22 protein-coding genes and 1 pseudogene are annotated in these 22,294 nt (G+C 44.4%); 13 read left to right on the forward strand and 10 right to left on the reverse strand.

The window, feature by feature from the left end; genetic code table 11:
• Positions 1-952 (forward strand): hypothetical protein (locus tag AB4517_RS10600; RefSeq protein ID WP_372148317.1); only part of this gene is annotated, 952 nt, incomplete at its 5' end.
• A 142-nt stretch (positions 953-1,094) separates the two neighbouring features.
• Positions 1,095-1,916: an NAD-dependent epimerase/dehydratase family protein gene (locus AB4517_RS10605; RefSeq protein ID WP_372148318.1), complete on the forward strand. Its 822-nt coding sequence runs from the start codon at positions 1,095-1,097 to the stop codon at positions 1,914-1,916.
• A 339-nt stretch (positions 1,917-2,255) separates the two neighbouring features.
• Here AB4517_RS10605 and AB4517_RS10610 read toward each other — a convergent pair whose 3' ends face one another.
• Positions 2,256-3,284: an IS110 family transposase gene (locus tag AB4517_RS10610; RefSeq protein ID WP_017041084.1), complete on the reverse strand. Its 1,029-nt coding sequence runs from the start codon at positions 3,282-3,284 to the stop codon at positions 2,256-2,258.
• 186 nt (positions 3,285-3,470) lie between these two features.
• Between AB4517_RS10610 and AB4517_RS10615 the strand changes: the two genes are divergently transcribed.
• Both AB4517_RS10615 and AB4517_RS10620 read left to right on the forward strand, forming a co-directional pair.
• A complete protein-coding gene (locus AB4517_RS10615; RefSeq protein WP_017060183.1) occupies positions 3,471-3,827 on the forward strand; it encodes a DUF6404 family protein in 357 nt (118 codons plus the stop codon).
• Between the two features lie 122 nt (positions 3,828-3,949).
• On the forward strand, positions 3,950-4,309 hold the full coding sequence (locus AB4517_RS10620) for a hypothetical protein (RefSeq protein ID WP_372148319.1): 360 nt from the start codon (positions 3,950-3,952) through the stop codon (positions 4,307-4,309).
• A 30-nt stretch (positions 4,310-4,339) separates the two neighbouring features.
• Here AB4517_RS10620 and AB4517_RS10625 read toward each other — a convergent pair whose 3' ends face one another.
• The gene (locus tag AB4517_RS10625; protein ID WP_372148320.1) at positions 4,340-5,296 is read right to left on the reverse strand and encodes an IS110 family transposase; all 957 of its coding nucleotides are present in this window, start codon (positions 5,294-5,296) and stop codon (positions 4,340-4,342) included.
• A 401-nt stretch (positions 5,297-5,697) separates the two neighbouring features.
• Here AB4517_RS10625 and AB4517_RS10630 point away from each other — a divergent pair, with 401 nt between their 5' ends.
• Together AB4517_RS10630 and AB4517_RS10635 are read left to right on the forward strand one after the other, a co-directional pair.
• Complete coding sequence (locus AB4517_RS10630) at positions 5,698-5,979, forward strand: type II toxin-antitoxin system Phd/YefM family antitoxin (protein ID WP_011080399.1); 282 nt, start codon at positions 5,698-5,700, stop codon at positions 5,977-5,979.
• Complete coding sequence (locus AB4517_RS10635; RefSeq protein ID WP_017064044.1) at positions 5,976-6,263, forward strand: type II toxin-antitoxin system RelE/ParE family toxin; 288 nt, start codon at positions 5,976-5,978, stop codon at positions 6,261-6,263. The genes AB4517_RS10630 and AB4517_RS10635 overlap by 4 nt, the downstream gene beginning before the upstream one ends.
• Before the next feature lie 149 nt (positions 6,264-6,412).
• Here the strand turns inward: AB4517_RS10635 and AB4517_RS10640 are convergent, their stop codons facing one another.
• Positions 6,413-6,691, reverse strand: a complete 279-nt coding sequence (locus AB4517_RS10640; protein WP_017059447.1) for a type II toxin-antitoxin system mRNA interferase toxin, RelE/StbE family — start codon at positions 6,689-6,691, stop codon at positions 6,413-6,415.
• The gene (locus AB4517_RS10645) at positions 6,688-6,972 is read right to left on the reverse strand and encodes a hypothetical protein (RefSeq protein WP_017059448.1); all 285 of its coding nucleotides are present in this window, start codon (positions 6,970-6,972) and stop codon (positions 6,688-6,690) included. The genes AB4517_RS10640 and AB4517_RS10645 overlap by 4 nt, the downstream gene beginning before the upstream one ends.
• A gap of 185 nt (positions 6,973-7,157) precedes the next feature.
• Here AB4517_RS10645 and AB4517_RS10650 point away from each other — a divergent pair, with 185 nt between their 5' ends.
• Both AB4517_RS10650 and AB4517_RS10655 read left to right on the forward strand, forming a co-directional pair.
• Positions 7,158-7,859 carry a biotin/lipoate A/B protein ligase family protein gene (locus AB4517_RS10650; protein ID WP_372133105.1) on the forward strand — a complete coding sequence of 234 codons (702 nt, stop codon included), beginning with the start codon at positions 7,158-7,160 and terminating at the stop codon, positions 7,857-7,859.
• A 144-nt stretch (positions 7,860-8,003) separates the two neighbouring features.
• On the forward strand, positions 8,004-9,011 hold the full coding sequence (locus tag AB4517_RS10655; protein WP_017059450.1) for a LacI family DNA-binding transcriptional regulator: 1,008 nt from the start codon (positions 8,004-8,006) through the stop codon (positions 9,009-9,011).
• A gap of 73 nt (positions 9,012-9,084) precedes the next feature.
• Here AB4517_RS10655 and edd read toward each other — a convergent pair whose 3' ends face one another.
• Together edd and AB4517_RS10665 are read right to left on the reverse strand one after the other, a co-directional pair.
• Positions 9,085-10,881 carry a phosphogluconate dehydratase gene (gene edd / locus AB4517_RS10660; RefSeq protein WP_372148321.1) on the reverse strand — a complete coding sequence of 599 codons (1,797 nt, stop codon included), beginning with the start codon at positions 10,879-10,881 and terminating at the stop codon, positions 9,085-9,087.
• A complete protein-coding gene (locus AB4517_RS10665) occupies positions 10,878-11,402 on the reverse strand; it encodes a gluconokinase (RefSeq protein WP_017059452.1) in 525 nt (174 codons plus the stop codon). Before AB4517_RS10665 ends, edd begins: the two co-directional genes overlap by 4 nt.
• A gap of 242 nt (positions 11,403-11,644) precedes the next feature.
• On the opposite strand from AB4517_RS10665, the gene ascF reads away from it, so the two are divergent.
• The 3 genes from ascF (at position 11,645) to AB4517_RS10680 (ending at position 15,274) form a co-directional block, all read left to right on the forward strand.
• Positions 11,645-13,123 carry a PTS cellobiose/arbutin/salicin transporter subunit IIBC gene (gene ascF / locus AB4517_RS10670; protein ID WP_017064040.1) on the forward strand — a complete coding sequence of 493 codons (1,479 nt, stop codon included), beginning with the start codon at positions 11,645-11,647 and terminating at the stop codon, positions 13,121-13,123.
• A 71-nt stretch (positions 13,124-13,194) separates the two neighbouring features.
• Positions 13,195-14,625 (forward strand): 6-phospho-beta-glucosidase, encoded by a 1,431-nt coding sequence (locus tag AB4517_RS10675; RefSeq protein WP_017067568.1) that lies wholly within the window; start codon positions 13,195-13,197, stop codon positions 14,623-14,625.
• 31 nt (positions 14,626-14,656) lie between these two features.
• Positions 14,657-15,274 (forward strand): bifunctional 4-hydroxy-2-oxoglutarate aldolase/2-dehydro-3-deoxy-phosphogluconate aldolase, encoded by a 618-nt coding sequence (locus AB4517_RS10680; protein ID WP_372148322.1) that lies wholly within the window; start codon positions 14,657-14,659, stop codon positions 15,272-15,274.
• A gap of 90 nt (positions 15,275-15,364) precedes the next feature.
• Here the strand turns inward: AB4517_RS10680 and AB4517_RS10685 are convergent, their stop codons facing one another.
• From AB4517_RS10685 to AB4517_RS10695, 3 genes and pseudogenes are all read right to left on the reverse strand, one after another.
• Positions 15,365-16,240 carry a radical SAM protein gene (locus tag AB4517_RS10685; RefSeq protein ID WP_102320417.1) on the reverse strand — a complete coding sequence of 292 codons (876 nt, stop codon included), beginning with the start codon at positions 16,238-16,240 and terminating at the stop codon, positions 15,365-15,367.
• A gap of 202 nt (positions 16,241-16,442) precedes the next feature.
• Positions 16,443-17,264, reverse strand: coding sequence for an SDR family NAD(P)-dependent oxidoreductase (locus AB4517_RS10690; RefSeq protein ID WP_108176826.1), 822 nt, complete (start codon positions 17,262-17,264; stop codon positions 16,443-16,445).
• A gap of 210 nt (positions 17,265-17,474) precedes the next feature.
• Positions 17,475-17,633 (reverse strand): annotated as a pseudogene (locus AB4517_RS10695) (enoyl-CoA hydratase/isomerase family protein); the annotation flags it as partial.
• A gap of 446 nt (positions 17,634-18,079) precedes the next feature.
• Between AB4517_RS10695 and AB4517_RS10700 the strand changes: the two are divergent.
• Positions 18,080-19,453: an MATE family efflux transporter gene (locus tag AB4517_RS10700; protein ID WP_017064035.1), complete on the forward strand. Its 1,374-nt coding sequence runs from the start codon at positions 18,080-18,082 to the stop codon at positions 19,451-19,453.
• Between the two features lie 9 nt (positions 19,454-19,462).
• Positions 19,463-19,873 (forward strand): LysR family transcriptional regulator, encoded by a 411-nt coding sequence (locus AB4517_RS10705; protein ID WP_372148323.1) that lies wholly within the window; start codon positions 19,463-19,465, stop codon positions 19,871-19,873.
• 198 nt (positions 19,874-20,071) lie between these two features.
• Here the strand turns inward: AB4517_RS10705 and AB4517_RS10710 are convergent, their stop codons facing one another.
• Entirely contained in the window at positions 20,072-22,144 is a 2,073-nt protein-coding gene (locus AB4517_RS10710; protein WP_372148324.1) for an alkyl/aryl-sulfatase, read from the reverse strand.
• Positions 22,145-22,294: the final 150 nt, after the last annotated feature.

Here is a 22,294-nt window from a genome sequence, read left to right on the forward strand (position 1 = left end):
GGATATTGCTATGAATAAAGTAATTTCTGATTCTAATGTAAAGACGGTAGGTGGCTTTTGTATTTCTGCATTATCAGACAATGGCTTATTTCGGTATACCAGTAAACATTCATTTTCACAATTTAAAGGCCATATTAAGCTATCAAACGTTCCAACTACGATTCCTATACTTTCAAACCCAGCAAATGATACCTATTTATACGGATGGACAGGTAGTCAATATGGTTTCGCTCTATATTTTTATGAGGCAAAGCTGGGGTTAATATATCTACCATTAAAAATCAATCCAGTTGAAGTTTGTAGTGAAGTAAATTTAGACTTATTTGATCAAATTTTGATGAAGTATAATTTGAAAATGCCATTACGTATAGATACTAAATCAGAAGAGGAAAAGTTAATTGATTTTAGTTATGAGCTTTATCTACATTTCCAATATCAACGTTGTATCGATAAAATTAGCTTCTTAGAAAACTCTTCAATCCCAAAGGTTTTTTTTCAATCCAATTATTTACTAGGTTGCTGTTATAAAGAGCTTGGCATCAAAACTGAATCTGAAAATATTACAATTGCAATTGAATATCTTAAAAAATCCATTGAATACTTTGATAAGCTTTCATTGGATTATCAACTTGATTTTAGTGTATTAACAAACAAGGGAACAGCTTTCAATTACCTTGGCTACATGACTGATAATTTAGAAGAAAAGAAAATATACTTTAACAATGCAGTTTCTAATTATGCAGTTGCATTAACTCTCGATGATCAAAATGCACTTCCGTATCAAAATAGAGCGGCGGCAAATTATGAGCTTTTGAGATATTGTAAAAATCAAGCAGAGTTTTCTAAATTAATAACGTTAATCATTGAAGATTGTGACAAAGCTTTATTACTCGATAATAGTATACAAATAGCGGCAAATTTAAGAATGCACGTTCAGTCAATACGGGCATAACAAATGCATCAACACGATTTGCTACATTCGGCATTCTAGGTTTCTTTGAATTTACCGTATTAAGTGGTAAATTTGAGTTTAATCTGCATGGTAGCAAACGTGTTATGCAGGCGTTATGTGTCATCGAGAGTTCAGGGAAAGAATGAAAGTACTTATATCAGGATCCAATGGGTATATTGGTAGCCACGTGACTAAGATGTTTGTCGAAAGTGGCTTTGAGGTTTCAACTTACAGCAGGTTTAGTGGTGTCTTACCTCCTGCTCAGAAGCTTACCAATGTGCCATCAGATTTCTCTGGTTACTTTGATATCGTTATAAATTGTGCACGCCCACATTGGTCAGAATTTTCGCCGGAGGAAATAGCTGATATAGAGTCCAAGCTGTTAACGCAGTTGGATAGACTAGCGGCTGAAGGTGCGACAAAAATCCACACATCGGGCGTTTGGCTATTTGGCAATGCTTCTCATAATGACCTGAAAGAATTTAGGCTTAAGCCTCTAGAGGCGGTGAAACCGGACACAGTTACAATAGGTCGGGCTATCAAAGAGAAGTGGCATGTCGTTTACTGTCCTAGTTTGGTTTATGGTGGTGAAAACTGTCAGCTAAAGCGGATTGTAGATTCCTTATCTGACCAAACTCTCCAAGTAGCGATACCATCTCAAGGTTATAACCAATATATTCATGTTAATGACATCGCTCGATTTTATTTGGCACTGGTTCAAGGTAAACGTTCGGCTACACAACACTTTATTGCTGAGACTAAGGGGTATAGCCCCGAAGCATTCTCTCAATTGCTACTCGACTTTCAAGTCATAAAGCAGGTTCACGAGTGCAGTTGGAGTGACTTTGAGAAATGCCATGGACCTTCGGCAGTCGAAATTGAAAAGCTAAATCTTAACCTTCCAATAAGTCCCTTGTTTGAATCGACTGAGTCATTAAGGAAGTACATAGAAAATTACACATAACAAGCAATTTAAGAGTGATTCAGCACGCTTGGCATTTTTGGTTTGGGTTAAGTTTAGTGTTTACGGTGTTCAAGCTAAGTGTCGTAGTAGCGTGCTTCACACCTTAATTGGGCTACATGGACTCCCTCTTTTGTCAACAATAGCTCCCGCTGACAACAGTGGATCGGACAGCAGCTCTACATTCGGTGTTTAATCGGAATCGTTCCGTCACCTTGATGATATTCGCTTGATGCCAGCCTCATTCGTTAAACAGTATTTATTACTTCCCAATTAAACAGGTTTAGGCATCTCGGTCTGGTCGTATTGTCATCATTTGCTATTGCTTTGACTCGGTGAGTGTTAACCGTTTACATAGTTAATCTTGTACTCTTTTCCTGTTGTTAATAATGCCCATATTATACGAGCATTTTTTGCTGCTAGGGCGACAGCTGCTCGTTTATAACCTCGTCGTTCAACGAGTTGATTTAACCAAATACTGTTGCGATCGGTTTTCTCTTTACATCGTGCAATAACGGCTCTTGCGCCATGAATAAGTAGAGTGCGAATGTGTTTTTCGCCTCTTTTGCTGATGCGACCAAGATGAACATGACCACCTGTTGAGTATTGTCTTGGAACCAACCCTATCCAAGCGGCAAATTGGCGGCTAGAGCCAAATTGTTTGGCGTCATTGACGGTTGCGACAATGGCACTTGCACTGTGTTCACCGACACCTGGAATATCCATGAGCGCTTTGGCTGAAGCCATCTCACGAACTAAAGCAGAGACTCTACGATCATAGTGCAATACTTCTAGGTTAAGGTGTTGAATCTTGTTCGATAGATCTTGAAGTAGCTCTCGAGCGAGTATAGGCAAACCATTTTCTGCATCTTCAAGGACACTACCAATAGTGTTTTGAGCCGAGTAGCGCCCCTGAGGCATCACAATACCAAATTCGGAAAGCAAACCTCTGAGCTGGTTAATAGTCGCCGTTCTTGTTTTAATTAGCCCCTGTCGAATACGGTGCAGGCAAAGCACAGCTTGTTGCTCTTCACTTTTTATAGAGACAAATCGTGTTTTGGGTCTAGATACCGCTTCACAGATGGCCTCTGCGTCATTGGCATCGTTCTTCTCATTTTGTCGATATGGAATAACGAATTTGGACGCCATAATTTTCGGGTTATGACCTAGTTTCAGTAGCTCTCTCGCCCAGTGGTGTGCACCAGAGCACGCCTCCATACCGATGAGGCAGGGAGGTAACTTCGCGAATGTGTCTAAGAGTTTGTTTCTTTTGACAGTTTTGCGTAGGACGCACTTGCCATATGCATCAACGCCGTGAATACTGAATACATTCTTGGCGAGGTCAACGCCAATAGTTTGAATGGTGGACATAGTAACCTCCAGTTCTTCAGCGTGTACTAAGTAAGTATGGCACGCAGAGTGTCAGGTAGAGGGAGTCCATATCATTCGTTATGGCGCAGTCAGACTTTGAAGTCAGTCGCAGCACTTCAATCATAATTCTCGATAAACTTTGTAAAGTCCTAGAGTTAAAACTAGCGTGCGCATAGCGAGGTGAAGATGGAAAAGGCAGAGTTCATTCAAAAACACCTAATTGAGAAGGGTGTCCCTGCAGATTTAACTAAGCCAACAGGGTTTATTTGGTCTAGATATAAAGACCCTTCCCAAAAGCCTCTAGCTTTTCAATCTCCTGCAAAAATACTCATAACCCATGGTTTATTTATGGGGCTATTATGGGGAGCGTTGATGTGGGTGTTTTTTTGGCATTCAGAGCCAAGTAATTGGGTAACGTATCTTGTCTCAGCATCTCTATTTGGTATTTGTATGGGACTTATCAACGTATTTCGCACCATTAAGGCTCGAAAGCTTTTGGGCGAAACAAACTGGGAAAAGTGGTGTCAGCAACACTACAAGTAAAGCGCCATAACAAGACGCTAAACAGTGACCCGTAACGCGTGGCATTTTTGCTTCGCAAAAGTGTATGCCACGGTTTCGGGCACGTTAGCTTGGCGTTATGAGCCACCATATCAAGGAGAGATATGATGTTAGACAAAGTTAGAGAAATCCTAGAACTTAATAATATTCAGTATGATGGAAATAATGACGTAGTTTACTGCAAGTTCCGTAAAGCTGGCTCGCAGGTAAGAATTTCCTACGATACCAAAAGTATGAGTTACAAGGTTTCTACTAATGAGTTTTTGCATTCAGTAAATGCAGCGTTTAGCTATGGTTTTGCTTTTGCTGCACCGTATATCTTTGATGGTGTTAGCTGGAGTTGGCTAGTATCCGCATTATCTATTTTTTCGGGTACGATAGCAGTTACTCAACTACTGCTAACTCAATTCAAACTTCTAGACTTGAAGCAGCAACTAAGGCAGTCCGGCATCTACTTGAACTAGGCTCATAACAAACGACTATGGCGTCAATGATTAATTTTTGGCAGTGTTTTCATCCCACATGGCGCCATCTCTCAGCATAGAGTTAAGAGTCACAACCATCTTTCGAACACACGCGATTATTGCGACTTTCTTAGGCTTTCCGGCAGCTACAAGTCGAGCATAAGTTGCTTTGAATACGGGGTTACATTGCATGGCTGACATCATTGCCATATATAACACTGTGCGTACTTGCGCTCGACCGCCTTGGATCACGCGCTTACCTTTGTAGCGCCCACTTTCGCGTGTTATTGGAGCGACACCAATTAGTGATGCCGCTTGTTTATTTGTGATGTAGCCAAGTTCTGGTACGTTGCTAATTATTGATGCAGCGGCAATGTTTCCTATTCCAGGGACGCTCTGCAATATTGTGTTTTTAGCCTGATATTCAGGGCTATCTTCAATGAGTTTAACGAGCTTTTCTTCTAACTTGGTGATTTGATTTTTTATCGTGGTTAGCATCGGTTTGATAGTCGGATGGAGAGAAGCGGGAAGTATCTGGATTCGGTTCTTTTCCATGGTTTGCATGGATAACAACTGGTTTCGGCGAATGACTAAGTCACTCATTAGGCGTATGTTTTTTGGCTTTATGACAGTAAGAGCTGGTTTGATTGCTTCTCCATAGTGAGCAATCAATTCTGCATCTAAACGATCATTTTTGGCTCTGCGGCCAATAGCACCAGCGAACCGTTTTATGTGGACAGGGTTTGCTCTGACAATAGGTAATTGAGCCTCTGCACATGCAGGAACAAAAGGCATTTCTAATCGGCCTGTTGCTTCAATAACGATTCGTTCAGGACTGTGACTCTTAATCGTTTTGAGTGCTTTTTTGATGCCTTTATCATTGTTCTCTACTGAGAAAAATAGGTCTAGTGGCCTGATGTGGATGTCTAATTGTGTTTTGCCGGTATCAACTCCAACGTTGATGCTTTGATTGATTTTGGTATTCATAATAAGCTAACTCATGCTTGCGTAATGCGGGTTCGAGACCCAGTCGACTATTCGAGGTTTATGCTTGAAGTCCTATGTAGCGTTCATGTTTGTTATCGGTCTCTCGATAGAGGAGCCAGCGTTTAAACGAACTACTACATAGAAAGCTTTAGTTGCAGCTAAAGCCTGGGTCTCACATTACCCGATTGGAGTGCTTATTATCCATACAATCTGTTTAAGAATGATTCGCAACGCTTGGCACCTTTGCTATGCGTTGCGTTTTGTGTTTAAGGTAGTCTGCGGTGGCATCGGTATTGCGTTGCTCACACCTTAACAGGGCTATAACACAAAATCAGGCTATTGCTCAAAATTGCTATTTGAACTATTATTTGTACATTAAATTGTACCATAGAGAGTTCAACATGAGCCGCATCCATTTTGATCAAGATATTCAGCCTTTGTCTGAATTTCGTGCTGGCGTGACGTCATTTATTAAACAGATTAACGAAACTCGCAGACCACTAGTTATCACACAACGTGGTAAGGGTGTTGCGGTTGTCCTTGATGTTGCAGAATATGAAGCAATGCAAGAGAAGATCGAGTTACTGGAAGAAATGCGTACTGCTGAAGCACAATTAGCTTCAGGTTTAGGTGTTTCCAATGAAGACGCTCGTGCTCAAGTATTGGGGCGCATTAAGAAATGAAAGTAGTCTGGTCACCACTAGCATTACAAAAGTTAGGTGATGCAGCCGAGTTTATTTCACTGGATAATCCAGTGGCGGCAGAAAACTGGGTTAATGAGGTTTTTGATAAAACTGATTTACTCTCAAGTATGCCTGACATGGGGCGAATGGTTCCTGAGCTACCTCATACCAATTACCGCGAAATCTTGTTTGGTCACTATCGAATCATATATAGCCTCAGCCATGAAATTCGCGTCCTTACAGTACGAAATTGTCGTCAGATACTAACGGAAAGTGACGTGTAGCAATTGTGTTATAACAAGCAATTTAAGAGGGATTCACAACGCTTGGCACTTTTGCTCCTACTTCAAGTTAAGTGTTTATGGCACAATGCTTTAGGTTGGGTGGAGGCGTTGTTCACCCCTTAATTGGGCTAGTTGCCCAGAGGAAGTAATCAATCCATTGGGAACTTTTGTTTCTGGTGGAGTACGCGCATAATTCGGATAATGTCGCCTTCGATCCAATAGGAGACGATCATTGAAATCTCAGGAATTATAAGTAATCGCCCACGAATGCCGTCTCTCTGTACACCCATTAGAGGCTGCTCAAGCAAGTTTTCTACTTTTGTTTCAATGAGGTTGTCAGCGTTTTCTGCCGCATCAGGGTTGAAGTCATAGATAAACTCAAAGATCCTTTCACGATCATTGAGTGATTCTTCTTCCCATAAAATCATTGCTTACCTCGATTACGTATTCTGGCTTTGCGTTCTTCCATTCGAGATTTAGCAGTTTGGTGTTCAACGAAAACGGATTCTCCTGAGTCAAACTTCTCAAATGCTAGGTTTACTTGTTCAGTTAGCCATGCATCGTGAGATAATGTCTGTCTTTGTTGCTCAGCGAGTTGCTCAGTAAGCTCACGGCAAGCACCACTCAGTGTGCGACCTTGGCTCTCAGCCATCTGTTGAGCTAGGCGTTTTGTTTCTTCATCAACACGAAATTGAATTCTAGTGTCCATGATGTATTCCTTTATTGGTGTGTGTACAAATGTTAGCACTCACCTTTGAGATGGGCAACTGACAAGCTACTATGGCGCCAATAACTAACTTTTGGTGCTATGTTTCATCGCACATAGTCCCATATCTCATCAACCATTGCAGAACGTTAAATGATAGGTCACCACAATCTGTAGAGGAAAGCGCATTGAAGTTAACCAATAAACTCGTACGTTACCCGCACATTGATGTTGATCGTGCGTTTGAAAAAGAAGCTGAATTATTGCAGCAAATTCAGGCGGGTGAGATTGGACAAGCCTTAATGCTGTGGCAAGCAAAAACGCCGACACTCGTTTTGCCCGCAGGTAAGAAGTGGCCAGTGACGGTCGAGTCTAGAAAGCAACTCGCGGCACAAGGCTGGCAACTCACCTCACGTAAAACAGGCGGCGCTCCCGTTCCCCAACTGCCGGGGATCATTAACTTATCGCACATTTACCATTGGCCTCGTGATGAAGCCTACAACATCCAAAAAGCGTATCTACATCTGTGCAATATCTTAACCCTGTTTTTTAAAGAACTGGGCATCGATGTGGATGTACACGCGACTCCCGGTTCTTATTGTGATGGTGACTACAACCTCAATATCAATAAACAAAAAATAGTGGGCACGGCGCAGCGTGTTTTGCTTAAACAAGGGGGCGGCCAAATCGTACTTTCGCAAGCTTGTATCTTGTTGGATGTCGACCTAGAGAACATCGTTGCACCCGTAAATTTTTATAATCAAGTTTGTGGCAATCCAACCGTGGTGGACGCGCAAGTTCATACTCCGTTGTCCGCACATCTGACAACTCTACCCAACGTAGACTCACTCTTTCAGCAGTTAAGCCAAGCTTTCATCAAGCATGCGTGATACCAACCTTTCGTTAACGCCAAACTAATTTGCCGATGGTAGAACGATTTCAATACTATGTGTCGATGAGAACGAATGGGTTGAACTTGAGGCGGTGAGAACTTTATAATGTTACTTGTAACATAATAAAGAGTTCAAATAGTTATGACAGAACAGCAGAAGAAAACTCGAACCACACTTCAAGATGTTGCAGACAAAGTGGGGGTCACAAAGATGACCGTCTCTCGTTACATGCGCAATCCCGATTCAGTCGCAGCCAAAACTCGCGTTAAAATTGCAGCGGTTATTGAAGAGATGGGATACATCGAAAACAAAGCGCCAGCTATGCTCTCTAAATCGTCGAGTAAAGCGATCGGTATCTTGCTCCCTTCGTTATCAAACCAAATCTTTGCCGCGTTTGTTCAAGGTATCGAAACGGTTACTAAAGAGAATGGCTACGAGACGTTGCTTGCTCACTTTAGCTATGATGCTGTGGAAGAAGAGGAAAAGATTGCTTCGCTGCTTTCGTATCAAGTTGATGGGTTGATATTGACGGAAAGCCACCACACCCCCCGCACGTTACAGATGATCAAGAATTCAGGTGTTTCTGTTGTTGAAACGATGGAACTCCCAACCAATCCGATCGATATGGTTGTTGGCTTGGACCATATTGATGCTTCTTACCATGTCGTGAAGCGAATGATTGAAGCTGGTAAACGCTCTATTGCTTACTTTGGCGCTCGATTGGATGCGCGAACCAAGTTGCGTTTGCAAGGCTATGACAAAGCGATGTATGAGGCTGGATTAGAGCCTAAACACGTGTTGACTGAACAGCACTCTAACTTCTCTTTGGCTGAAGATCTGCTTGATCGCGCTCTTGCGGATTACCCAGATCTAGATGGCGTGTTCTGCACCAATGATGACATCGCGATAGGTACCTTGCTCATTGCCCAGCAACGTGGAATCCAAGTGCCGCAACAGTTATCTGTGGTGGGCTATAACGCGTTAGATATTGGTCAAACCATACGCCCAAAACTGACTAGCGTGGATACGCCACGTTATGAAATAGGTAAGAAAAGTGCCGAGCTACTGCTTGCCCGATTGAAAGGTGAGCCAGTTACGGAAACGGTAGTGGATATGGGCTATCGCATCACTGATGGCGAAAGCGTTTAACCAAGTATCGTGGAAACTGAAAGGGGCATCGAAATGATGCCCCTTTTGCTTTTACATTTAAGTAATGACACAGCTAGACGATAAAACTCGCCCCTTGTTCTGCACTCGAAACGCTTTGGCGCATCACGCTAAATAGGTTGCGCCCCATGGTTTGCTGGTTGGCGTCTGCCTCAAATACCTTCGCTTGGCGAGATTGCATGTCGTTGAGGTTATTGAGTTCGCCACTCGCGCAATCTAAGCGCAGGATATCGCCTTCGCGAACAAGCCCAATGGCTCCGCCTCGAATCGCCTCTGGTGAGACATGAATCGCGGATGGGATCTTTCCTGAGGCTCCGGAAAGACGACCATCGGTAACCAGAGCTACTTTGAAACCTTGTTTCTGTATATTGCCTAGAATCGGCATAAGCTTGTGCAGTTCAGGCATACCGTTCGCAGCTGGGCCATTGTTTATTACCACAACAATGCAATCTTTGTTGAGTTCACCTCGTTGATACGCGGCTTCTACCTTATGTTGGCAATCAAAAACTGCCGCAGGTGCTTCTATTACACGTTGCTCTTCTGCAACCGCTGACACCTTAATCACTGCGTTGCCAAGGTTCCCTGAAAGGACTCGCGTTCCGCCTGTGCTTTGGAATACCTGTTCTTGGCCTGCAATTACCTCTGCATCTGCCGACTGTTTGCACTTTTTCCACGTTAGCTTTCCATTTTCAAGCTCTGGAATACTCATTTGATCTTCAAACGAGCCAAAGGTAGGTGTGACATCTCGGTGCAGTAAGTTGGCTTGATCTAAACGGCGTAACAGCGCGGGAACTCCGCCTGCCGTTTGGAACGCATTCATATCTGCTGGACCGTTGGGATAAACTCGAGCAAGTAAAGGCACTACATCGGATAGATCGCTGATGTCTTGCCAAGTCAGAATAAATCCTGCTGCGCGTGCTACTGCGACCATGTGAATGCTGTGGTTAGTGCTGCCACCTGATGCGAGTAGGGCAACAATGCCATTGATTAAGCTTTTAGCGGTAAAGACTTCAGAAAGCGGGCGGAAGTTTGCGGCTTGTGGTGTCATTGAAGCAATTTCAATGGCGGCATGCTGAGTGAGTGATGCGCGCAATTTAGAGTCAGGATGAATAAACGCTGAGCCCGGAAGCATCAGCCCCATCGCTTCAAATACCAGCTGATTGGTATTGGCTGTGCCGTAAAAAGTGCAGGTGCCCGCTGAGTGATAAGCGTTGCACTCCATATCCAGTAAGGCACTTTTTCCTACCTTACCAGCCGCGTATTCTTGGCGAATATGTACTTTCTCATCATTGCTGATGCCCGTTGCCATCAAGCCCGCCGGAACAAAAGCGGTGGGTAGATGTGCAAAAGAGAGCGCGCCCATCAGTTGTCCTGGAGCTATCTTGTCGCAAATACCAAGTAATAGGGTTGAATCAAACACGTTGTGACTCAGTGAAAGAGCGGTCGATTGAGCAATCAAGTCCCTTGAAAACAAAGACATATCCATGCCTGGTTGGCCTTGAGTTACCCCATCGCACATCGCGGGAACACAGCCCGCTACTTGAGAGGTGTGGCCGAACTTAGCTAACGCCTTTTTGATCTGATCTGGATAGTGTTGATACGGCTGGTGAGCGCTTAACATATCGTTGTAAGAGCTGATTAACGCCACATTGGATTTAGTGAGATCAAGAATCGAGCGTTTCTCATCGGAGCAAGAAGCTGCGACAGCATGAGCCAAGTTGCCGCAAGAAAGCCCTTTACCACCTTTGCCAGCAGAGGCTTGGTGTTGGGTTCGGTTTAGAAACGCTTCATGAGTCTCTTTGCTTCGTTCAATTAATCGTTGAGTCACCGCTTGGATGGTTGGAAGGGTCATGCTGTTTCTGCCTCATCAGTCATTGAAAGCACAATCGCAGCACAGTCCACAACGTCATCAATATCGCCATCAATGCTGATGACAACCGTATCTGGCTCGTGATCGGGTCTTTCTAATGTTTCGAACTGGCTTTTAATCATGTTCTCTTTCATGAAGTGGCCTTGGCGCTGACGCATTCGATGCAAGATCAGGTCAATGTTGCCATCTAAAAAGAGAAAGGTGAGGTTTTTGTTCCCTTCGCGAATTTGGTCGCGGTACTTCTTCTTCAACGCAGAACACACAATAATGCCGTGCTCATTTTTACTTTCTAGGCTGTACGCTGCATCACGAACGCGTTCCAGCCATGGAATGCGATCATCATCATTAAGAGGTTGGCCTGACGCCATTTTTTGAATGTTTGCTCGAGGATGAAGGTCGTCACCATCAATGAACTTACGCCCAAGTTTTTTTGCCAACTGCTCGCCTATCGTGCTTTTCCCACAAGCACTGACACCCATGACGATGACACTACTACCAGCCATAACTCAATCCTCTTAACAAATTTGCGCGTGATCTCAATTTTGAACATCGCTTGTAAATATGGCTTTATCTTATAAGCGTTACCGGTAACATGTTACCGGTAACTTAAGGAAGTGTGATGAAGGACACAAAACAACAATTCACAACAATTGTGATTGTTTTTGCATCCTACTGACGGAAAATTAGTCACATCTCACTATATTCGCGTTTAAAAATCACTGGAAAGAGATCTTTGGGGGATAAAATGGCCAACGATTACCGCGCAATTGCGAAATCTGTTGTTGAGCATCTTGGGGGCAAGACAAATGTGGCTGCCCTAACACACTGTATGACTCGACTACGATTCGTTTTACACAGCCAAGATGGCGTCGATATTAACAAGCTAAAAGCACTGAAAGGTGTGATGGGTGTTGTTGATAATGGAGACAAAGTACAAGTTATCATTGGTAACGAGGTATCGTATGCATACAAAGAAGTGATGGCGCTTTGTGAGCTATCCACTGTATCTGAGTCAGAGGTTCCTGCTAAAAAAGAGAAGCTAACGGCTAAGTCAATTGGTGCGAAAATGTTGGACGCACTGGTTGGTACCATGTCGCCTCTTATCCCAGCAATCATTGGCGCTTCAATGGTCAAACTGCTCGCCATGGTACTTGAGATGCTGGGCTGGGTTGAGCCAAATGCACCTACCTTGATTATCTTGAAAGCGATTGGCGATGGCGCCTTCTTCTTCCTACCGGTTATGGTTGCCGCTTCCGCATCGATCAAATTCAAGACCAATATGTCTCTTTCCATTGCGATTGCCGGTGTCTTAATCCACCCGAACTTTATGGAATTGATGGCGCAAGCAGCAGAAGGCAAGCACGTTGATTTCTTCGGTATCCCAATCACGTCAGTGAAATACACCTACACGGTTATTCCTGTACTTGTGATGACTTGGGCTCTTTCTTACATAGAACGTTGGGTAGATAGCATTACCCCTGCTGTGACTAAAAACTTCCTGAAACCTATGCTTATCGTATTGATTGCAGCTCCGGTTGCTATCGTACTTATCGGTCCATTTGGTATTTGGGTTGGTACTGCACTTTCAGCGCTTGTTTACACAATTCATGACACATTAGGTTGGTTGTCGGTTGCTATCATGGGCGCACTGTGGCCTCTACTTGTTCTTACTGGTATGCACCGTGTATTTACTCCAACGATTATTCAAACCATTGCTGAGACGGGTCGTGAAGGTATGGTTATGCCTTCAGAAATCGGTGCCAACCTCGGTATGGGTGGTGCGTGTCTGGCTGTTGCTTACAAAACCAAAAACAGCGCACTAAAGCAGACATCATTAGCCGCAGGTGCTTCAGCTATCTTCGCCGGTATCTCTGAGCCTGCATTGTACGGCGTGCTTGTTCGTCTGAAACGTCCACTTATCGCAACAATGATTACTGGTTTTATCGTAGGTGCATTAGCGGGCATGGGTGGCCTTGCGAGTCACTCGATGGCAGCACCAAGCTTGTTTACGAGTGTTCAGTTCTTCGATGTGAATGACCCAATGAGTATCGTTTGGGTGTTCGGTCTGATCGCATTGTCTATTGTTCTGTCATTTGTTCTAACCCTAGTTTTAGGCTTTGAAGATGTTCCAGAAGATGATGCCGATGAGAAAGCAACTTCAGAGTCAGCAAACAAAGAAGCTGGTAAGGCAGAAGACAAGCCGACAGTAGTGTCCGCGTCTTAATTAGAATTGATTAATTTATTCAGTCACCTTACTTCAGCGTAAGGTGACTTTTATTGTTTCCGAGGTATTCGATGTCAAACATTCAATTTCCCGAAGATTTCTTATGGGGCGGCGCTATTGCTGCAAACCAGTCTGAAGGCGCTCACTTAGCGGGTGGTAAAGGCCTAACAACCGTAGATATGATCCCTTATGGTGAGAACCGCATGCCAATTAAGCTTGGTCAGGTTGATAAGGTGACGCTCAGCGAAGACGAGTTCTACCCAAGCCATAACGCGATAGACTTTTATCACCGTTACAAAGAAGACATCGCCTTGCTGGCAGAGATGGGATTTAAAGTCTTCCGCGTATCCATCGCTTGGAGCCGAATCTTTCCAAAAGGTGACGAGCTAGAGCCGAACCAAGCTGGCTTAGATTTTTACCGTGATGTTTTTGAAGAGTGTAAGAAATACGGTATTGAGCCGCTCGTTACCTTGTGCCATTTCGATGTGCCTATGCACTTGGTCAACGAGTATGGTTCGTGGCGTAATCGTAAGATGATTGAGTTCTTTAGCCGTTACGCGAGAACCTGTTTCGAAAACTACAAAGGCTTGGTGAAATACTGGTTAACTTTCAACGAAATCAATATTTTACTAGCGAGCCCGTTTTCTGGTGCTGGGTTGTTGTTTCAGGAAGGCGAAAATCACGATCAAGTGAAGTACCAAGCAGCTCACCATGAGCTAGTAGCAAGCGCTTTGGTAACCAAGATTGCCCATGAAGTTGATGAGCAAAACCAAGTGGGTTGTATGCTGGCGGGCGGTAACTTCTATCCATATTCATGTAAGCCAGAAGATGTGCTGATGGCTATGGAAAAAGACCGCGAGAACCTGTTCTTTATCGATGTTCAATCGCGTGGTTACTACCCATCTTATGCTCAAAAAGTGTTTGATAACAAAGGTGTGGTGCTTGAAACACAAGATGAAGATTTCGAGATTCTAAAGAACACCGTCGATTTCATTTCTTTCAGTTATTACGCTTCACGCTGTGCTTCCGCTGATATGAATGCAGGAAATACGAGTGCAGCGAACGTCGTTAAGTCCATCAAAAACCCTCATCTTCCAGCAAGTGATTGGGGCTGGGTCATTGACCCTACAGGTCTTCGAATTACGATGAACACACTCTATGACCGTTACCAGAAACCACTTTTCTTGGTAGAAAATGGCTTAGGTGCTCGTGATACCTTGGATGACAATGGAGAAGTGAACGATGATTACCGCATTGATTACCTTCGTCAGCACATTGTTGCGATGCATGAAGCAATGGAAGACGGTGTACCATTGATGGGTTACACACCTTGGGGTTGTATCGATCTTGTTGCGGCGTCGACCGGAGAGATGAGCAAGCGCTATGGGTTTATCTACGTGGACAGAGACAACCTAGGCAATGGTACGTTAAATCGTATTCCTAAAAAGTCATTCCACTGGTACAAAAAAGTGATCGCAAGCAACGGCAGCGACTTGGCTTAATTTGTCTGTTTGATAATGAGAGAAATGAACAATGAAAACAATTGAACAGCGACTCAGAGATATTCGCATCGTTCCGGTGATCGCCATTAATGACGTTGCTCAGGCTGTGCCGCTTGCGAAAGTACTGGTTGAAAATGGCTTGCCTTGTGCTGAAGTGACATTTCGTACAGAAGCGGCAGCAGAGTCGATTCGTTTGATGCGTGAAGCTTACCCTGAGTTACTGATTGGCGCAGGTACTGTGCTGACTACAGAGCAGGTGGATACTGCCATTAATGCGGGTGTTGATTTCATTGTCAGCCCAGGTTTGAATCCAACCACAGTCAAATACTGTCAGCAAAGAGGGGTTACGATTGTTCCTGGAGTGAGTAACCCAAGCTTGGTTGAACAAGCAATGGAAATGGGGCTTAAGACACTAAAGTTCTTCCCTGCCGAGCCATCTGGCGGTATTCCTATGTTGAAAGCGTTGACGGCTGTTTACCCGGTTAACTTTATGCCTACAGGCGGTGTAAGCCCAGCGAACGTTGAGTCTTACTTAGCACTGAAATCAGTCGTTGCCTGCGGTGGAACTTGGATGGTACCGACAGACAAAATGGACAAGGGTGATTGGGATGGAATCGCAGAATTAGTCCGAGCGGTCGGCTCCAGGTAGTTCGATAGAGAGCGACATAACTAGAAAATGAAAGGGCCAGCTGACACTGGCCCTTTTTGTGGCTGCTTCAAACGATGTAGAGGTTACTCGTTACCAAGCAAAGGTTTTAATGACGTTTTGCTTAGTGATTGGGTTATGCGCGATGTCTTGATTTATCTTATCAAGAAACGGCTTACGAGCCTGAGGCAACATGCCACGCATTGGTGAGATGTTATTGCCGTGGTCACCCCAGTAGTAGCAATCGAAATCTTCTAGGTTTTCGAGCAAGTATTTTTCTTCTTCCAGAATCTGCAATGGCGTTGGTAAAACAAACTCGCCACGGTTTACTTCTTTTTCCAATACCGATCCCGGTTGAACGGCTAAAGCCATCGGTGCAATCGCATCTGGCTGCATGATGTTCAACAAGCTGGTGGTATTAATCGCATGCTCTATAGAACGCTCTTTGCCGCCAAGGCCAAAGATGAAAGAAGCCAGTACCTTGATGTCTGCTTCACGGGCTAGGTTCATTCCTTCAATCGCATGCTCACGCGTCATGCGCTTTTGAATGCGTTCAAGCACAATTGGGTCACCGGACTCCAAGCCAGAATAGGCCATGCTTAAACCTGCCGACTTAATCTCTTTTAATTCAGACAAGCTCTTACGACGGAAGTCATTGAACCCCGAATACAGAGAAATGTTCTTGCTCTCTGGGAAGGTGATCTTGATGTAATCCAGAATCGAAATCAGCATCTCGGTTCTAATAGCCATCACGTTACCATCGACCAAAAAGATAGATTCAACATGCGGGTAGATTTTTCTCGCCGCATCAATATCTTCAAAGATGTCTTTGATGTCTCTTACTTTGAAACGCTTATCATCAAACATCGTGCAGAAGGTACACTGGTTATTACTGCACCCCAATGTTGTCTGGATGAGTACGCTCTCTGCTTCCATCCAAGGACGATAAACTTTACCTTCAAAACGCATAAATGCTCCTCGGCCGTAGCCTGTGTTGTTTCGACGGGGGCAAGTTTAGCAATCTGCATCTTGGGTGATAATTGGGCAAAGCGGGGAATCAGTATTAAAGAAATCTTAATAATCGAAAGAGCGCGCAGTTCTTTGTCTGTATAGATAGAACTGCGGCTTGGATTGTTGGGGGAGTGTTAGTGGTATTTTTATTAATTAATGATCAGTGCGCAACGCACAGCTTTTCTTCGAGCAATTGATCAAGCACGGTCACCAGCTTGTGGTTCTTGGTGTTGTCTAATGCGTCGGCGTGCGGGTCTTTGAACAACCCAGAATCATTATCAAAATATTGACCAGAAGCGTTGGCAAACTCATCACTGAGCGCAGCACGACAAAGAATATCGGCACCAATCGCAAGGTCGTTGCCATCAACGCCATAAGCATCTTTCACTAATTTACTACCAAGGAAAGACGCTGGGTTTACAGGGATAATTGCGGTGCCTTTGTCTAAAAGAGTATTGGCTAATTCGATGGACCACATCGTTAGCGCCAGCTTACTTTGCGCGTAAACCGGACCATCAAGTTTGCCCGCATTCGGACTGATTAATGCATCTAGATCTACGGGTGCTTGGGCTGCTGAAGATAGGTTGACGATACGACCTGTCGCATCAAAAAGAGGAAGCAGCTTTTGTGTCAGTAGATACGGCGCAATGGTGTTTACGACAAAACGCACATCAAGATTGTCTGGAGTGGTGATGTCCGACACTTTATACACACCTGCGTTGTTAATGAGTATATCGAGTCGTTTGTGATCGCTTTTGATTTGGGTTGCGAGCGCCTCAACTTCAGAGAGCGTCGATAGGTCTGCGATGTAGCTTTCGATGATTGCATTCTTAGACAGGCGAGACAGAGCGGTCACGACTTTATTGACCTTAGCTGGGTTGCGGCCATGAATTAGAACATGGTGCCCTTGCTGCGTTAGTGCTTTTGCGGTCTCTAAACCAATGCCATCCGTGGCACCTGTGATCAGAATTATTTTTTGCATATTCCGTCCTTCAAAAAATAGTTTGAACAACGTTATAACAAAGATTAATGACACATAGTTGCATTTGGCTCACAAGCTGAAGACTCAAATGTGAGTCTATGGGGCAAATAATGACCATTTTAACACTTGGTGGTCAACCGTTGGCGTTTAACGATTAAGTAAGACAATGGGTCAGTTTGTGACTGACCCAAATTAAGAGAAGTGACCGAGTTATTTGATGTCTTGAACGTTCATACCCAGAGTTTCCCAGTTACGTTGGTTTTCCATATCGTGCTCTAGGCCTTGCTCATCGGCAATTTGGAAGCGCTTAACCGCAGGTGTTTTGCTGGTGGCTTGATACAACCAATAAGCTTCCGCTTTGAGTGCTTCGGCTTCGTCAGCATCAAAGTCTCTTGCCCTTGAACATTCACAGTACCGAAGTCAAAAGTGACGGTAAGAATTCCATCCTCGGCTTGAGCTTTAAACGTTGTATAACCTTGATATACCATTTCCATATTCCTTCTGAGAGATTTCATTTCAGCCTATTCAGTGTGAATGCGACCTAAATTCAGGCTAGCGAGGAATGTTCGAACCAACAATTAACCATTAAACGAAACACTATTAACGAATTATTAAGAGTGTTGGCGCGTTTGATAATTTCAATTTATTCAGTGTCTTAGATGGATACTTTAACGTTGAAGGTATCTTGCTAATTCGATTGTCAACGAAATCTAAAAACTCATTCCTTGTCTGGCGCTCTTATCCTTTTCATTTAGCTTCGTATACTGCTCAACTAGGTAATTAGCCCCAAGGTACAGACAAGAGTGAACCGACTTATGCAGATGAGATCCGCGACTTTGAAAACCATCATTGAGAAAACGCTGCCACTGACGCTGGGTGTGTTTGCGATCATGATGGTTCAATTGGTCGATTCGATCTTTATTGGTCAGCTAGGGGTGAATGAGTTGGCGGTTCACGGTATCACCTTGCCATTTCAAGCAGCGTTTACCGGGGTTCAAGTGGGCATCGGTGTGGCGGCAACGTCCATTATTTCTCAAGCGGTAGGGGCAAAAGAACAACGTAAATCTACTTCAATTGCGACGCTGTCGGTTGGATTTGGAGTGTTGGTGATTGCTTTGATCTGCATAGGGCTGATTGTTTTTAGCGATTCTGTTTTTGCGTCGTTTGTGAATGATGTCTCTGACGCTCAATACCAATCCATGCTGTCTATTTTTAATGTGTACTGGCCACTGTGGTTGTTCAGTGCATTGATGGTGGCGGTGCTTTATCTGGCCACCTGCGTTTATCGTGCCAATGGCGATACCAAAACAACCGGAAGCATGTTCTTGGCTGCTAGCGTGATTAACCTAATTCTCGACCCTATTCTGATCTTTGGATTGGATATGGGCATCGCAGGGGCGGCGATCGCATCGAGCATTGGCTACGCTTTCGGCGCAATCTACATGCTAATCAAGTCTCGCGGCAAAGGTTGGTTTGGCTTCAATGGCGCGTGCAGTAACCGAATCAAAGGCTACAGTTTTGAGTTATTCAAGACGGTAATGCCAACCACTGCGAATCAGATATTACCTGCGGTCAGCGCGTTCTTCTCAATGCTATTGATTGCGAGAATCGGAACCGATGAGATGGCTTTTTGGAGCTTACTCGCCCGTGTTGAAAGTTTTATGCTGGTGTTTTCTCTTGCTCTGACGATGTCTATCCCGCCTATGATTGGTCGTTACCTAGGGGCGCAGCAGCGATGCAAAATCCCTGAGCTATTGAATACAACAGCGAAGTTCTTATTGGTTTTCCACACCGTGATGGCAACATTGTTGGCGCTGTTTAGTGGCTGGATTATTCCTGTTATCTCGGAAGAACAAAGCATACGCAGCTGGTTTGAAGTGACCTTGTTATTTATACCGTTCAGCTATGGGCCGCTTGGGCTTTGCATGTTGGTTGCGTCGGTCTTTAATGCCTTGGGTGTGCCGCGTAAAGCTTTGAATGTCTCTTTCCTACGCTTGTTTGTTTTCTACATTCCCGCTTTATGGATCGGCTCGATAACCGGAGACATGGTCAATGCGGTTATTGCTGCGACAGTCGCCAATGTTTTAGCGGGCGCTTTTGCATGGTTTAAGCTTAATGCCTATATTAAAACTCACATTATTCCCCGTGCCGCTGCGGCCAATAAGCAGCGTGTACTCAGCGCAGGCTAGCCATTATTGATGAACATTGAACATCTAAAATTGTTTGTGCGACTCGCGTCTACGCACAATATAGGTCAAGCAGGACAAGAGCTTGGGTTGTCACCTCCGGTAGCCAGCATTCATATCGGAAAGCTCGAAGAGAGCCTAGGCGCTATCCGTGTTGATCACGGTGAAGCGGTAAGGGATGTATGTGTCGATGGCTTGGGCATTGCCATGTGTGCGACTTGGATAGCATACAAGCAGCTCGCGGAAGGTTCGCTGGTCGAGGTGTTGCCGGATTACCCTTTAAAAGATGAGGCTGCGATCTGGGCGGTATACCCAAGTGCTCAGTTACTTGCGCCTAAGGTTCGCGTATTTATCGACTACTTTGTTCAATATTATGGTTCACCTTCTTATTGGGATTGCGAAGTAAACGGGCAAACTCAGTAATCTATCAGCTTCAACAAATTATCAGTTTCATTAAGCTCTCAGCCTCAGTAAGAGAGCAAACGCAGTAGCGTTCAAGAAGCACTTATTGAGAACAAATAAGAAAGCCCCGACCAAAAGGTAGGGGCTTGTTTTATGTTCTTTATAGAACGTTTTTTCTAGCTTACTGCTGTTGTTTTATCTATTTAGCGTTTCGGACGTTTAATGCGCGTGTACCGCTGAATCTTGGTATAGCTCGACATCAACTTCTTCGCCTTTGTTTGGACGAGGAACAATCTCAAAAGAGGTGTCAGCTTCTGTCAGTGAAGACAGCAGTTTGTTAAGCGATGTTTTGTCACCTTTCACTCCTGCTTGTCCGTCTTCTAATAGTTTTCCTAGGCTTGTTTTCTTAAGTACGATATCAGACACGTCAGACTTATTGATGATCAGTGTTGTATCCGCATCTTGCAGCTCTGATACTTGGATGTTGTTCAGGTTGCCGTTAGACATCTCAACGTAGTAGAACTCTTTCACATCAGGCAGCTGAATATTCAACGTAAATGGTGTTTCTTGTGCCTTTAGCGAATCCACTTTAACTGCTAAGTAATCCAACAAGTTCTCAATGGTCATGTTAGCCAATACATCCGGAGATGCAGTTTTTGGTGCGCCCGGTTGTGTGCCAATGCGAAGCTCTTGAGCGCCGGTTAGGTAGATGTTTCTCCAACCTGCACCTTCTGATTGATAACCCAATTGCTCGTACGTATCTGCCAATAAGCCACGTGCAACTTTGTTCTCTGGTTCTGCTTGAATCACCTTATTCAGTGCTGTTGCAACGAAGCGGTATTCACCTTCTTGGAAATCTTGCTGCGCTTTTTCAATCACAGCATCGCTGCCGCCCATGTACTCAACAAACTTCACTGACTCTGGCTTGATTGGTAGTGGATTTAGGTTAGCTGGGTTCATGTCGAAGTAACCAAGATACATGTTGTACACCGCGCGGGCGTTGTGAGAGTAAGTACCGTGGTAACCGTTGGTGTGCCAAGACTGTTGAATGCTGTCTGGCATGACCTTGTAAATCTCGTCCCCGATGTCTTGTAGAACCACACCGTTATTGGCTAAGCGAAGCGTTTGGTTATGAGTAAAACCGTAAGCGTCACGCTGCATTTTTAGGTAATCAGAGATCTCTTGTTCGCCCCAGATTGGCGATGAGTGAGACGCAAACAGCACCTCAGTATCTTCACCCCAAGTGACTAACATCTCGTTGATCTTCTTAGACCATTTCAAGCCGTCACGTACTTTAGCGCCACGCAGCGTGTACAGGTTATGCATGCCTTGGTAAGTCAGCTCGCCAGTCCAAAGTGCTTTCATGCTTGGAATATACGTCACCATTTCAGAGGCCGCTTCGGTACCTGAAGCATCCATGAATTGCATTTCTAGGCCGTCAATAACCAGAGTTTCAATCTCTTCGTTATGGTTCAGCTCGTAGTCCGGCAGGACGTAAGTAATGCTACCGGTTGATAGACCTTTCGACAGTGCCGCATCCACAATACCGTGTTCATGTCGGTTCAGCGTTGCGCCATATTGATAAGCGGTACGACGAGACATTGCATTACCCGCCAATACGTTTTCGTCGACGATCTCTTTAGTAATGTTTTTCGAACCGTACACTTTTACATCTGGGTATGCGTCTTTGATTGCTCTTGCGCCACCAAAGTGATCAGCGTGCGAGTGAGAGTAAATCATAGCAACGACGGGCAGTTCGCCGCCATCAGGCACATTGCTCTTGAAGAATTTGAGTGATTTAGCGGCCGCTTCTTTGGTAAGAAGAACGTCGTAAGCGATCCAACCGTTGTCACTACGAATGAAAGAGATAGACGCTAAGTCAGCACCTCGAACTTGGTAAACTTTACCCGGAACAACTTCATATAAGCCTTCTGCTGCTTGGTTCAGTACCGCTTGGCGCCACAGTGAAGGGTTTACTGAATCTGGTGCTTGGTCTGCATTCGTCACACTTGGGTCGATAAAGTTAAAGCTATTGCGAATGATGTCGCCCGTCTCTTGGTCGAAGCTAGCAATAAGGCCCTTGTTGTTATTGTCGAAAGCGCGAGTGTCGGCAAAGTTAAGTGTTTTTGCGAACTCTTGGTTTGCCTTAGTCGTCATCTCGGTTGCACTTTTGCCACCTTGGTCGCCAATTTCGCTGAAGTGTGCGTGGTCATGGTTAGCTGCAACTGCAGGGAATACGAGCGAGATAGCTAGGAACAGTGATGCATTTTTGAACGTGCGTGAAGTCGTCATAAGAGCCTCTTCATTTCAGAATTTTGTTTCGTTGAGGCGATTATAGGAATAAGACATATAGCAAAAAATAAAGTAAGCTTTATTTAATACATCACGATTGGCTATGTATTGAATCATGCAATGGTTGGGCGACGAAGACGAATCCTGACC

The sequence above is a fragment of the Vibrio sp. 10N.222.52.C3 genome (assembly GCF_041474195.1).
Lineage (GTDB): Bacteria > Pseudomonadota > Gammaproteobacteria > Enterobacterales > Vibrionaceae > Vibrio > Vibrio crassostreae_C.

What these genes read in the sequence shown, in the direction of transcription:
- AB4517_RS10605 (WP_372148318.1), top strand. Translation starts at nt 1,095, where the DNA reads ATGAAAGTACTTATATCAGGATCCAATGGGTATATTGGTAGCCACGTG.
- AB4517_RS10610 (WP_017041084.1), bottom strand. Translation starts at nt 3,284, where the DNA reads ATGTCCACCATTCAAACTATTGGCGTTGACCTCGCCAAGAATGTATTC.
- AB4517_RS10615 (WP_017060183.1), top strand. Translation starts at nt 3,471, where the DNA reads ATGGAAAAGGCAGAGTTCATTCAAAAACACCTAATTGAGAAGGGTGTC.
- AB4517_RS10620 (WP_372148319.1), top strand. Translation starts at nt 3,950, where the DNA reads ATGATGTTAGACAAAGTTAGAGAAATCCTAGAACTTAATAATATTCAG.
- AB4517_RS10625 (WP_372148320.1), bottom strand. Translation starts at nt 5,296, where the DNA reads ATGAATACCAAAATCAATCAAAGCATCAACGTTGGAGTTGATACCGGC.
- AB4517_RS10630 (WP_011080399.1), top strand. Translation starts at nt 5,698, where the DNA reads ATGAGCCGCATCCATTTTGATCAAGATATTCAGCCTTTGTCTGAATTT.
- AB4517_RS10635 (WP_017064044.1), top strand. Translation starts at nt 5,976, where the DNA reads ATGAAAGTAGTCTGGTCACCACTAGCATTACAAAAGTTAGGTGATGCA.
- AB4517_RS10640 (WP_017059447.1), bottom strand. Translation starts at nt 6,691, where the DNA reads ATGATTTTATGGGAAGAAGAATCACTCAATGATCGTGAAAGGATCTTT.
- AB4517_RS10645 (WP_017059448.1), bottom strand. Translation starts at nt 6,972, where the DNA reads ATGGACACTAGAATTCAATTTCGTGTTGATGAAGAAACAAAACGCCTA.
- AB4517_RS10655 (WP_017059450.1), top strand. Translation starts at nt 8,004, where the DNA reads ATGACAGAACAGCAGAAGAAAACTCGAACCACACTTCAAGATGTTGCA.
- edd (WP_372148321.1), bottom strand. Translation starts at nt 10,881, where the DNA reads ATGACCCTTCCAACCATCCAAGCGGTGACTCAACGATTAATTGAACGA.
- AB4517_RS10665 (WP_017059452.1), bottom strand. Translation starts at nt 11,402, where the DNA reads ATGGCTGGTAGTAGTGTCATCGTCATGGGTGTCAGTGCTTGTGGGAAA.
- ascF (WP_017064040.1), top strand. Translation starts at nt 11,645, where the DNA reads ATGGCCAACGATTACCGCGCAATTGCGAAATCTGTTGTTGAGCATCTT.
- AB4517_RS10675 (WP_017067568.1), top strand. Translation starts at nt 13,195, where the DNA reads ATGTCAAACATTCAATTTCCCGAAGATTTCTTATGGGGCGGCGCTATT.
- AB4517_RS10680 (WP_372148322.1), top strand. Translation starts at nt 14,657, where the DNA reads ATGAAAACAATTGAACAGCGACTCAGAGATATTCGCATCGTTCCGGTG.
- AB4517_RS10685 (WP_102320417.1), bottom strand. Translation starts at nt 16,240, where the DNA reads ATGCGTTTTGAAGGTAAAGTTTATCGTCCTTGGATGGAAGCAGAGAGC.
- AB4517_RS10690 (WP_108176826.1), bottom strand. Translation starts at nt 17,264, where the DNA reads ATGCAAAAAATAATTCTGATCACAGGTGCCACGGATGGCATTGGTTTA.
- AB4517_RS10700 (WP_017064035.1), top strand. Translation starts at nt 18,080, where the DNA reads ATGCAGATGAGATCCGCGACTTTGAAAACCATCATTGAGAAAACGCTG.
- AB4517_RS10705 (WP_372148323.1), top strand. Translation starts at nt 19,463, where the DNA reads ATGAACATTGAACATCTAAAATTGTTTGTGCGACTCGCGTCTACGCAC.
- AB4517_RS10710 (WP_372148324.1), bottom strand. Translation starts at nt 22,144, where the DNA reads ATGACGACTTCACGCACGTTCAAAAATGCATCACTGTTCCTAGCTATC.